This is a genomic window from uncultured Rhodococcus sp., from assembly GCF_963525155.1.
Taxonomy (GTDB): domain Bacteria; phylum Actinomycetota; class Actinomycetes; order Mycobacteriales; family Mycobacteriaceae; genus Rhodococcus_F; species Rhodococcus_F qingshengii.
Map to the genome: position 1 here is coordinate 24,871 of NZ_CAURKP010000041.1, position 11,352 is coordinate 36,222.

At 63.7% G+C, this 11,352-nt stretch carries 14 protein-coding genes; 13 read left to right on the forward strand and 1 reads right to left on the reverse strand.

The window, feature by feature from the left end; translation table 11 throughout:
• The first annotated feature begins 56 nt into the window (after positions 1 to 56).
• The 13 genes from ftsH to RWT78_RS11530 all read left to right on the forward strand — a co-directional run bounded on the left by ftsH (position 57) and on the right by RWT78_RS11530 (position 11,175).
• Positions 57 to 2,621, forward strand: coding sequence for an ATP-dependent zinc metalloprotease FtsH (gene ftsH, locus RWT78_RS11470; protein WP_064075117.1), 2,565 nt, complete (start codon positions 57 to 59; stop codon positions 2,619 to 2,621).
• A 59-nt stretch (positions 2,622 to 2,680) separates the two neighbouring features.
• Positions 2,681 to 3,298 carry a GTP cyclohydrolase I FolE gene (gene folE / locus RWT78_RS11475; protein ID WP_019746783.1) on the forward strand — a complete coding sequence of 206 codons (618 nt, stop codon included), beginning with the start codon at positions 2,681 to 2,683 and terminating at the stop codon, positions 3,296 to 3,298.
• 5 nt (positions 3,299 to 3,303) lie between these two features.
• Entirely contained in the window at positions 3,304 to 4,164 is an 861-nt protein-coding gene (gene folP, locus RWT78_RS11480; protein WP_020968349.1) for a dihydropteroate synthase, read from the forward strand.
• Position 4,165: 1 nt separating this feature from the next.
• A complete protein-coding gene (gene folB / locus RWT78_RS11485; RefSeq protein ID WP_314675726.1) occupies positions 4,166 to 4,531 on the forward strand; it encodes a dihydroneopterin aldolase in 366 nt (121 codons plus the stop codon).
• Positions 4,528 to 5,031: a 2-amino-4-hydroxy-6-hydroxymethyldihydropteridine diphosphokinase gene (folK, locus tag RWT78_RS11490; protein ID WP_042923562.1), complete on the forward strand. Its 504-nt coding sequence runs from the start codon at positions 4,528 to 4,530 to the stop codon at positions 5,029 to 5,031. The genes folB and folK overlap by 4 nt, the downstream gene beginning before the upstream one ends.
• Before the next feature lie 17 nt (positions 5,032 to 5,048).
• Positions 5,049 to 5,516, forward strand: a complete 468-nt coding sequence (locus RWT78_RS11495) for a DUF3180 domain-containing protein (RefSeq protein WP_153213529.1) — start codon at positions 5,049 to 5,051, stop codon at positions 5,514 to 5,516.
• A 68-nt stretch (positions 5,517 to 5,584) separates the two neighbouring features.
• On the forward strand, positions 5,585 to 6,706 hold the full coding sequence (locus tag RWT78_RS11500; protein WP_314675727.1) for a DUF6779 domain-containing protein: 1,122 nt from the start codon (positions 5,585 to 5,587) through the stop codon (positions 6,704 to 6,706).
• A 110-nt stretch (positions 6,707 to 6,816) separates the two neighbouring features.
• Positions 6,817 to 7,758 (forward strand): Rossmann-like and DUF2520 domain-containing protein, encoded by a 942-nt coding sequence (locus RWT78_RS11505; RefSeq protein WP_003945822.1) that lies wholly within the window; start codon positions 6,817 to 6,819, stop codon positions 7,756 to 7,758.
• Positions 7,751 to 8,683 (forward strand): pantoate--beta-alanine ligase, encoded by a 933-nt coding sequence (panC, locus tag RWT78_RS11510; protein ID WP_219466658.1) that lies wholly within the window; start codon positions 7,751 to 7,753, stop codon positions 8,681 to 8,683. The genes RWT78_RS11505 and panC overlap by 8 nt, the downstream gene beginning before the upstream one ends.
• Positions 8,684 to 8,710: 27 nt before the next feature.
• The gene (gene panD, locus RWT78_RS11515; RefSeq protein WP_003945761.1) at positions 8,711 to 9,157 is read left to right on the forward strand and encodes an aspartate 1-decarboxylase; all 447 of its coding nucleotides are present in this window, start codon (positions 8,711 to 8,713) and stop codon (positions 9,155 to 9,157) included.
• Between the two features lie 3 nt (positions 9,158 to 9,160).
• Positions 9,161 to 9,976 carry a type III pantothenate kinase gene (locus RWT78_RS11520; RefSeq protein ID WP_007726991.1) on the forward strand — a complete coding sequence of 272 codons (816 nt, stop codon included), beginning with the start codon at positions 9,161 to 9,163 and terminating at the stop codon, positions 9,974 to 9,976.
• Positions 9,977 to 10,207: 231 nt separating this feature from the next.
• Positions 10,208 to 10,756: a cysteine dioxygenase family protein gene (locus RWT78_RS11525; protein WP_314675728.1), complete on the forward strand. Its 549-nt coding sequence runs from the start codon at positions 10,208 to 10,210 to the stop codon at positions 10,754 to 10,756.
• Entirely contained in the window at positions 10,753 to 11,175 is a 423-nt protein-coding gene (locus RWT78_RS11530; RefSeq protein WP_003945445.1) for a rhodanese-like domain-containing protein, read from the forward strand. Before RWT78_RS11525 ends, RWT78_RS11530 begins: the two co-directional genes overlap by 4 nt.
• Before the next feature lie 21 nt (positions 11,176 to 11,196).
• Here the strand turns inward: RWT78_RS11530 and RWT78_RS11535 are convergent.
• Positions 11,197 to 11,352, reverse strand: a 156-nt coding sequence (locus RWT78_RS11535; protein WP_399551761.1) for a helix-turn-helix domain-containing protein, incomplete at its 5' end; no start/stop codon positions are given.

Here is an 11,352-nt window from a genome sequence, read left to right on the forward strand (position 1 = left end):
AAGGCGACCTGGCAGACCCGCACTCTCGAAAGGACCGGCCACATCGGCCGACCTGTATGAACCGTAAGACTGTGTTCCGTAACGTGCTACTCGTAGCCGTCGTGCTGTTGGTGATCTATGCCTTCAGCTACTTCAGCAACGACACCCGCGACTTCAAGACCGTCGACACCTCGGTCGCGATCTCCCAACTCGACGCCAAGAACGTTGAGTCGGCGCAGATCGACGACCGTGAGCAGCAGGTTCGTCTGTGGCTCAAGAACGGCAACGACGCCACCGACGGTAAGACGCAGATCCTGGCGAAGTACCCCGCGAGTGCGTCGGAGCAGATCTTCGACAAGGTCGAAGGCGCCGGTGCGGACAAGTTCAACACGACGGTCACTCAGGAGAGCTGGCTGACGTCGATCCTTCTGTTCGTGCTGCCGATGATCATTCTGTTCGGCATCTTCTTCTTCGTCATGAACCGGATGCAGGGCGGCGGTGGTCGCGGCGGAGTCATGGGATTCGGTAAGTCGAAGGCCAAGCAGCTCACCAAGGACATGCCGAAAACCACGTTCGCCGACGTCGCCGGTGCGGACGAGGCTGTCGAAGAGCTGTACGAGATCAAGGACTTCCTGCAGAACCCGGCTCGCTACCAGGCGCTCGGCGCCAAGATTCCGCGCGGTGTGCTGCTGTACGGCCCTCCCGGAACCGGTAAGACGCTGCTCGCTCGCGCTGTCGCAGGCGAAGCCGGCGTCCCGTTCTTCACCATCTCCGGTTCTGACTTCGTCGAGATGTTCGTCGGTGTCGGTGCTTCGCGTGTTCGCGACATGTTCGAGCAGGCCAAGCAGAACAGCCCCTGCATCATCTTCGTCGACGAGATCGACGCCGTCGGTCGTCAGCGCGGCGCAGGCCTGGGCGGCGGACACGACGAGCGCGAGCAGACACTCAACCAGTTGCTCGTCGAGATGGACGGCTTCGGTGATCGCACCGGCATCATCTTGATCGCCGCAACCAACCGCCCCGACATCCTCGACCCCGCACTGCTGCGTCCGGGACGCTTCGATCGCCAGATTCCGGTCGGCGCCCCCGACCTCGCCGGTCGCCGCGCGATCCTGCGCGTGCACTCGCAGGGCAAGCCGATCGATCCCAACGCCGACCTCGAAGGTCTCGCCAAGCGGACCGTCGGAATGTCGGGTGCTGATCTCGCCAACGTCATCAACGAGGCTGCGCTGCTCACCGCACGCGAAAACGGAACCGTCATCACCGAAGCCTCGCTCGAGGAATCGGTGGATCGTGTTGTCGGTGGACCGCGGCGTAAGAGTCGCATCATCAGCGAGCACGAGAAGAAGATCACGGCGTACCACGAGGGCGGTCACACGCTGGCTGCTTGGGCAATGCCTGACATCGAGCCGGTCTACAAGGTCACGATCCTCGCTCGCGGTCGCACGGGTGGCCACGCGATGACCGTGCCCGAGGACGACAAGGGTTTGATGACGCGTTCGGAGATGATCGCTCGTCTCGTCATGGCAATGGGTGGACGCGCCGCCGAGGAGTTGGTGTTCCACGAGCCCACCACCGGAGCGTCGTCCGATATCGACATGGCGACCAAGATCGCCCGCGCGATGGTCACCGAATACGGCATGAGTGCCAAGCTTGGCGCGGTTCGCTACGGACAGGAGGGCGGGGATCCGTTCCTCGGCCGTTCGATGGGCGTTCAGTCCGACTACTCACACGAGATCGCCCGTGAAATCGACGAAGAGGTGCGCAACCTCATCGAGGCAGCGCACACCGAAGCGTGGGCAATCCTCAACGAGTACCGCGATGCGCTCGACCTCATCGCTACCGAACTGCTCGAGCGTGAGACGTTGACTCGCAAGGACCTCGAGAAGATCCTTGCCGGCGTCGAAAAGCGTCCGCGCATCACGGCTTTCAACGATTTCGGTGGGCGCACGCCTTCGGATCGTCCGCCGGTGAAGACTCCTCGCGAACTTGCGATCGAGCGCGGCGAAACCTGGCCGGAGCCCGCTGCCGCACCTGTTCTCGTCAAGGCAGGTGCACCCAACAGCGGTGCCCCCAACGGTGGTCTCCCCAACAACGGTGGTCTCCCCAACAACGGCAACCAGGGACCCTCGAACGGCTACGCACAGCCTTCGTACCCGCAGCCGAGTGCTCCGCAGCAGACTCCGCAACCGGGAACACCCGACTACGGAGCGCCCGCCGGATGGTCGGCACCGGGTTGGCCTCCGCGTGAGAACCCGTCGCCGACGTACCCCGGACAGCAGTCGGGTGGGTACACCGGTGGACAGAATCCGACCCCGCCGAACCAGTCGCAGGGCCAGTACGGTCAGCCCCAACACGGTCAGCCCCAGCCCGATCAGGGGCAGTACGGTCAACCGCACCCGGGGCAGCAGGCGTACCCGGAGCAGCCGCATCCCGGCCGCCGTTACCCCGCGCAGCCCGATTACCCGGTGCAGTACCCGGACAGTGGACCCTTCGCCGATCCGAACCGGGGAAACCCGACCGGCGAAAACCAGTGGCAGAGCCCCGCACCGGAACAGCCGCAAACTCCTCCGCCGCATCATTCGGCTGAGGACGAGGGACCGAGCACCGTTCGCTGGGACGGACCGGACGGATCTCGCTGACCTTGCGCCACTAGGCTCTGCGGCGGGGGACCTGTGAACAATTCTCGAGGAGAGTTCGGTTGTCGGTGAATGATGTGGCCAGTGAACTGGTGTCGCTCGGAACGGGCCGCCCGTTCGATCAGGCGCGGGCAGAGGCTGCCGTACGGGAATTGTTGATCGCGGTCGGTGAAGATCCGGAGCGCCCAGGCCTGCTCGATACGCCGGCCCGGGTTGCGCGCTCGTACAAGGAGATCTTCGCGGGTCTGTACTCCGAACCCGACGACGCGTTGAACACAACTTTCGACGAGGGTCACCAGGAGTTGGTGCTCGTGCGAGACATTCCGATGTTCTCGACGTGCGAGCACCACCTGGTGTCCTTCCACGGTGTTGCTCACGTTGGCTACATCCCGGGAAAGTCGGGCAAGGTCACCGGTTTGTCGAAGCTCGCGCGCGTCGTCGACCTGTACGCCAAGCGTCCGCAGGTTCAAGAACGCCTGACCAGTCAGATCGCGGATGCTTTGATGCGCAAGCTCGACCCGCGTGGAGCCATCGTCGTCATCGAAGCCGAGCATCTGTGCATGGCGATGCGCGGTATCCGCAAGCCCGGAGCCAGCACGACCACGTCTGCGGTTCGTGGGCTCCTGCAATCCAGCGCGGCCTCGCGGTCCGAAGCGCTGGACCTCATCCTGCGTAAGTGAGCAAGATGTCCGCGGCTCCCGTTGCAGGCAGCGATCCGGCCCGGATGGTCGTGATGGGGATTCTGAACGTCACCGCCGATTCGTTTTCCGACGGTGGTCAATTTCTCGATCGTGACGCGGCGATCGCTCGCGGACTCGAACTGCAACGCATCGGCGTCGACATCGTCGACGTCGGCGGCGAGTCGACGCGTCCCGGAGCCACCCGCGTCGATCCGAAACTCGAGGCGGACCGAATTGCCCCGGTGATCGAAGAACTGGTGGCAGCCGGAATTCGCGTCAGCGTCGACACGATGCGTGCTTCCGTCGCCGCCGCCGCGATCGAAGCGGGCGCAGGCATCGTCAACGACGTATCGGGTGGTCGCGCAGACCCCGACATGGCCTCCGTTGTGGCCGACGCCGGAGTGCCCTGGATCCTCATGCATTGGCGCTCGGCCGGTGACTATGTCCATCGTGGCAGCGCCGATCACTACGACGACGTGGTCCGCGATGTCCGTGACGAACTGCTGTCGCAGGTCGATCTGGCGTTGAAGGCGGGGGTCGATTCGTCGTCGATCATCCTCGACCCCGGCCTCGGGTTCGCTAAGAACGCCGACCACAACTGGGCACTGTTGCGTGCACTACCCGAGTTCAACGCGACCGGATTCCCGGTACTGGTCGGCGCTTCCCGAAAGCGGTTCCTGGGGTCTCTGCTCAGCGATCCCGACGGCAATCCGCGTCCACCTGGTGGCCGCGAGACTGCGACGGCCGTGGTCTCCGCCCTTGCAGCGCGCGAAGGCGCCTGGGGAGTTCGGGTGCACGACGCACAAGCTTCGCTCGACGCCATTGCCGTGGTCGACGCCTGGAACCGTGGACGAGAAAGGGCCTGACATGGGGGACCGAATCGAATTGCGCGGACTGAAGGTTCGCGGCAATCACGGAGTGTTCGACCACGAGAGGCGTGACGGTCAGGACTTCTTCATCGACATCACCGTGTGGATGGACTTGGCTCCCGCCGCGGCGTCGGACGACCTGACGCAGACCCTCCACTACGGCGAGTTGGCGGAAGCCGCCGCAGCGATCGTCGCCGGCCCGTCGCGCGATCTCATCGAGACCGTCGCCGCTGAGATCGCCGACGACGTCATGAAAGATTCGCGAGTCGAGAGCGTCGAGGTTGTTGTCCACAAACCGTCGGCACCGATTCCGCTGGTTTTTGCGGACGTCGCCGTCGTCGCACATCGGACCCGATCGGCATGACGCGCGCTGTTCTGTCGATCGGTTCCAACATCGGCGACAGTGTGGCTCACCTACAGTCCGTTGTCGACGGGTTGGGCAGCGCCGTCGTTGCTGTCTCACCGGTCTACTCGACCGCGCCGTGGGGTGGCGTCGAGCAGCAGGATTTCTACAACGCGGTGGTGGTGGTCGACGATCCCGAAGCCGATGCCGCTGAATGGCTTCGCCGCTCGCAAGCTCTCGAGGAAGCCGCAGACCGGGTGCGCGAACAGCGGTGGGGGCCACGGAGCCTGGACGTGGACGTAGTCGACTGCGAAGGCGTCGTCAGTTCCGATCCCGTGCTCACACTTCCGCATCCGCGCGCGCATCTTCGGGCATTCGTTCTCGTTCCCTGGCTGGACGTCGAGCCTGACGCGACGCTGATCGTCGACGGCCAGAAGTTGCCGGTGGCACAAATTCTCGACGGCCTCGATAGCACTGAGCGCGAAGGTGTCCGCACTACCGATGTGGTGCTTGCGCGGTGACCGAAAACGACAAGGGTTTGAAGCCGACCCGGATCAGTGAACTCGCGGTACTCGCCGCAGTGGCGGCCGTGGCCACCTGGATTCTGATTCGCGTGTTCTACGGTTCGATGCCGCCCATCCCCGTTTATGCGGGAGCATCGCTCTACTTCGTCGCCGTTGCCGAGGCCGTCTTCGCTTTTGTCATTCGTTCACGCGTCAAGAACCGGCAGGTCGGCGACGGACTCAGACAGCTTCATCCGATCACCGCCGCCCGAGCGCTGGCATTGGCCAAAGCATCCGCTTTGGTCGGTTCAGCTACCGTCGGTGTCTGGGTCGGAGTGCTGGTGTATCTCATCCCACAGCGTTCAGTTCTGCAGGCTGCAGCCTCCGACACGCCGGGCGCGTGGGTGGGGTTGGGCGCCGCAATTGCGCTGGTAGCGGCAGCTCTGTGGCTCGAACATTGTTGCAAGACGCCGGAAGATACACCTGACGAGCCTGCGCACTGACAGCCTGGTCGGCAAATCACCCACCGAGGTACGTGGCGACCCCGGTCTCGGCAAGTACCCTGGCAACCATGACAAATTCTGGTCGATCGAAGTCTGCGCGCCGAAGCAAGCGCAGCGCGAGCCAGATGATCATTGCTGCTCTTCTGGCACTTGCTGTCATTGCTTCGCTGTTTCTGATTTTCAGCAACAGCGTTCAGCTTCTTCGGGTGGGTCTGGTCGTCGCTCTGTGGGCAGCCACCCTCGGCGCTATCGCCATGACCAAGTATCGGCGTGAGTCGGCACTGGACAAAGCCAAGGTTGCCGATCTGCAGACCGTGTACGAACTGCAGCTCGAACGTGAAATTTCTGCTCGACGCGAGTACGAACTGAGCGTCGAAGGTCGCGTGCGACGTGAGGTGACCGCGGACGCGGAGGAACTGGCCGGGCTGCGCGCCGAATTGGTGGCGCTGCGCCGAAACCTCGAAGCACTGTTCGAAGGTGGACTGCTGCCCGAACAGACCGCGCTCAAGACCGATTCCACGCGAGTACCGGAACTTGGCGGTAGTTCGTACGGCGCGTACCAGCCGGCACCGTCGGGGTTGTACGTTCCCGGCGCCGGCCAGAACGGACCCAGCCAACCGGCACCGAACGTCGGCGGCTTGGCATCGCCCAACGACGATCCGGTGACTGCTGAGACAACCGTCGTGTTCGCGGAGACGTCGTGGCGTGACAGCAGCTTCGTGGCGCCGCGCGTCATCCCGACCCAGAAGTCTCGAGAGACGCAGAAGCCACAAGAGACGCAGAAGCCCCAGAGCGGGAACCAAGCACCGAGTTCTCCGGTGAGTTCCTCGCCGACACGAACGGTGAAAGACGTTCCGGTGAAGAAGGATTCGGAGCCGGTCGAGCCGGTCGAGCCTGAAGTCAAGGCTCCCGCCCAGGCCCCGAACATCGAAGATGCCGTCATCGAAGACGCTGTCGTCGAAGAGGTGCCCGAGGTTGTTCGCGCGGTTGTTCCCGAAGCTGTCGCGGAAGCTGAACCCGAATCCGCTGCGGAGCCTGACGCGGAGCCGCGACGTCGTCGCCGTGCTGCCCCGGAAGATGCCGCCAGTGGTGCTCATTCCAACGGATTGACCGTCGCCGAAATCATGGCGAATCTGAGTTCGAACAACCCGTCCGAAGGCTCCGGTCGACGCCGTCGCCGAGAGGACTGAGTCGCAGATCACTCGCCCGGCCATGGCATGACGGTTCGGGCGAAGGATATCCTCGGACGCAGAACGTCTGGTACCCGCCGAGCGGGACTGGAACGAACGAGAGGAATCCGGTGACTTCCTTCGGGATCACTAATGGACCTGCACCTGCGCGATTGACGGTAGGAATTGTCTCCGCAGGCCGGGTCGGAACAGCTGTCGGTGCCGCATTGGAGCGAGCCGGTCATGTTGTCAGCGCTTGCTCCGCCGTTTCCAGCGCCTCGGTTGCCCGCGCTGTGAAGCGGCTTCCCGATACCGAAATTCTTCCGGCTGCCGACGTCGCAGCTCGTTCCGAGTTGCTGATTCTCGCCGTTCCTGACGATCAGCTTGCGGATCTTGTTCGAGGTCTGGCGGCCACCCATGCCGTCAAGCCGGGCACGCTCGTCGCCCATACGTCCGGTGCCAACGGGATCGCGATCCTGACTCCACTCACCGAACTGGGCGCACTGCCCCTGGCTATCCATCCGGCGATGACGTTCACCGGTCACGACGAGGACACCGCACGGCTGTCGTCGGCATGCTTCGGAATCACCGCTGCCGACGACATCGGTTACGCGATCGCGCAGTCACTGGTCCTCGAGATCGGCGGCGAGCCCGTCCGAGTGCGCGAGGAGAACCGCGCGCTCTACCACGCCGCACTGGCTCACGGCAGTAATCACCTGGTCACGCTCGTGGTCGACGCCGTCGAGGCCCTGCGAGCGTCGTTGCAAGGTGACGAGCTGCTCGGTCAGCAGTTGGTCGACGGCGATCCGGGTGGAGTGGCCGAGCGAGTCCTGCAGCCGCTGCTGTCGGCGGCCTTGGACAACGCGCTACGACGCGGTCCCTCGGCGTTGACCGGCCCGGTGGCACGCGGCGACGCTGCTGCCGTCGACACACATTTGCGCGTACTGACAGACCTGGATCCGGAGCTCGCTGCCGGCTATCGGGCGATGTCCTTGCGATCGGCCCAGCGGGTGGGCGCCCCCACCGAATTGTTCGACATCTTGACTGAAACGGGAGGTGACCGTCGTGAGTGATCTGCAGGGCGGATACAAGCGCGGCGAACTGACGGTGCACCACGATCCGGACAAGCTTCGGCGCGTCTCGCGGGCACTGCGAGGTGTCGGGCGTCAGGTGGCGCTCGTTCCGACGATGGGTGCGCTGCATGCCGGCCACATCGAACTGGTTCGTCAGGCCAAGGTCACCGGCGCCGTCGTGATCGTTTCCATCTTCGTGAACCCGCTCCAGTTCGGTGCCGGTGAAGACCTGGACGCGTACCCGCGCACTCTCGATGCGGATCTCGACCTGTTGCGCGCAGAGGGCGTCGAATTGGTGTTCGCGCCGAGCGCCAAGACGATGTACCCGCGGGGCCAGCGCACCACCATCGTGCCGGGCCCGTTGGGTAGCGAACTCGAAGGCGGAGCGCGCCCCACTCACTTCGCGGGAATGCTGACGGTAGTGGCGAAGCTGCTGCAGATCGCGGCACCCAATCACGCGTACTTCGGTGAGAAGGACTACCAGCAGCTGACGCTCATCCGTCAGATGGTGTGGGATCTCAATTTCGACGTACAGATCATCGGAGTTCCGACGGTTCGCGAGTTCGACGGCCTCGCGTTGTCCTCTCGCAATCGCTACCTCGACGAGAACCAGCGCGCGGCAGCGGTCGCGCTGTCCGCCGCTCTGATCGCCGGTGCACACGCGGCGGCTGGGGGCGCGGAAGCAATCCTGGAAACCGCAAGCGCTGTTCTGGCAGCTGTTCCGGAAATCGAGGTCGACTACCTCGAGGTTCGGGGCGTCGATCTGGGCCCCGCGCCCGAGCGGGGTGACGGCCGACTGTTGGTGGCCGCCAAGCTCGGAACCACCCGTTTGATCGACAACGTCGGTGTCGCGGTGGGAACCGGCTTCCTCGAGCGTGACACCGACCCATCCGCCGACGCCATCGACGACCTGCTGTCTCACTGAGCACTTTTCACGAGTAAGGACCTGGATATGTTTCGCACGATGATGAAGTCGAAGATCCACCGCGCCACCGTGACTCACGCCGACCTGCATTACGTCGGCTCCGTCACCGTCGACCAGGATCTGATGGACGCCGCAGACCTCCTCGAAGGCGAACAGGTGTGCATCGTCGACATCGACAACGGTGCGCGTCTCGAGACGTACGTCATTGCCGGCGAGCGCGGAACTGGTGTCATCGGAATCAACGGTGCGGCAGCGCATCTGGTCAAGCCAGGCGACCTGGTCATCCTCATCGCCTACGGCGTGATGAACGAGCAGGAAGTCAAGGAGTACTCCCCGCGCGTAGTCTTCGTCGATGCCGACAACAAGCAGATCGAACTCGGTTCCGACCCGGCTCACGCGCCGGAGGGTTCGGGTCTGATCACCCCACGCATGCTGTCGACGCTCGAGGCCTCGCGCGAATCCAGCCTGGTGTAATCCATGCTGCTCACGGTCGACGTCCGGAACACCAACATCGTTCTCGGTCTGTTCTCCGGGACTGGTGAGTATTCGAAGCTGTTGCAGGACTGGCGAATGCGAACCGATCCTCGGATGACTGCCGACGAGTTGGCGTTGACCTTCCGTGGGCTGTTGGGTTCTCATGTCGATCAGATCACCGGCGTTGCGGCGCTGTCGACAGTGCCGTCCGTCTTGCGCGAAATCCGTGTGATGCTCGAGCGGTACTGGGGTCACGTTCCCCATGTGGTGGTCGAACCGGGTATTCGCACCGGTGTGCCACTGCTGGTGGACAACCCCAAAGAGGTGGGAGCCGACCGGATCGTCAACAGCCTTGCCGCTCACCATCTTTACGAGGGGCCATGCATTGTCGTGGACTTCGGTACGTCGACCTGTGTCGACGTCGTTTCCGCCAAGGGTGAGTTTCTGGGCGGCTGCATCGCGCCCGGACTCGAGATCTCGACTGATGCCTTGGCGTCGCAGTCCGCTGCGCTGCGCAAGGTCGAATTGGTGCGCCCGCGTTCGGTGGTCGGCAAGAATACCGTCGAATGCATGCAGTCCGGTGCGGTATTCGGCTTTGCGGGCCTCGTCGACGGATTGGTCAACCGCGTCCGCGACGAACTACCGGAGTTCGGTGGTGACGACGTCTCCGTGATCGCGACCGGGGACAGCGCACCGCTGATCATTCCCGAGTCCGACACCATCGATCACCTCGAACGGGACCTCACTCTCGAGGGGCTGAGGTTGGTCTTCGAGCGCAATCAGGCGCGTCGTGGATCCGGTCGACGACCCGTCGCCTGATCGATGGTTTCGTTCCAGCGGTTTCGCGATTGCAAAAGTTATGCCACAATGGTGCTCGTGAATCGCTGCATGGGTGCTCAGGAGTGTTGTCGAGGCTGACCGCTGCCTTGACCAATTCACATTCCTTGGAGCTAGCTCGTGCTATCCACATATTCTGCAGATCTCTCTGTTTTGGCCCCGACTCTTACTGCTGACCGTGCTGTTTCCGCAGGTCGTAGCGCTAATCGTGGGGTGTCCGGACGCCGCCCGAGTGGTGCGTCGTTGCCCACCCGCCTTCGCCCGGCCGATCTGCTGCGGCTGACCGACGAGGGAGCAAACGGCGTGCTCGACGGCCGTTTCGATCACCTCATCCCCGACACCTTCCCGACGCTCGACCGTTGGTCCACCCGCTTGCACGCGGACGACGACGTCGATGTGTGGCTCATCAGTTGGGTGCCCGAACGCAACACCGAATTGCACGACCACGCAGGCTCGTTCGGCGCCTTGACCGTCCTCAGTGGTTCGCTCACCGAATTCCGTTGGGCCGGTGACGCCCTGGTGGAACGCCAGCTCGACGCCGGCGATCAGGCTTCGTTCCCGCTCGGATGGGTTCACGATGTCGTGCGTTCGACGGATGCTCCCGGTGCTCCGATCGAAATCAGCTCTGATGCACCGACTCTGAGTGTTCACGCCTACTCGCCGCCGCTGACGGCAATGTCCTTCTACGAAGTGACGGATCACCGGACACTTCGCCGCACCCGTACCGAGCTGACCGATTTGCCCGAGGGGGGCACCAAATGACCATCGACCAAATGCTCGACGACGCTCGCGCACAGATCGATCGTATGTACGTCTTCCAGCTCACCGAAGCCTTCCACCGCGGCGCGATCTTCGTCGACATTCGCCCGCAGGCGCAGCGCGCCATCGAGGGAACTCTTCCCGGTGCACTCGCGATCGAGCGGAACGTGCTCGAATGGCGCCTCGACCCCACCAGCAGCGCGCACCTCGCGTTGGCCACCGACCACGACGTCGAGTGGGTGATCGTCTGCTCCGAGGGTTACACCTCGAGCCTGGCCGCAGCGTCGTTGCAGCAGTTGGGTCTGCACAAGGCCACCGATCTCGTGGGCGGGTACCAGGCGATCAAGGCCGCCGGCCTGCTCGGTGCGCTCAGCGGAGTTCGTCATTGCTCCCGCGAGTTGGCGGCGGTTTCGGCTCATTGAGGTATTTGCTGTGCGCCTTTATTAACCGCGGGCGGTTAATAAAGGCGCACAGCGGGTCTGGCGGTACATCTTCGGGCTCATTCCGTGATGTCGGGTGAAGGCCGTCGTGAGCGCAAAGGGGCTCGAGTAGCCCACTTCTCGCGCGATCGAGGACACCGTTCGTGCCGGGTCTGCGAG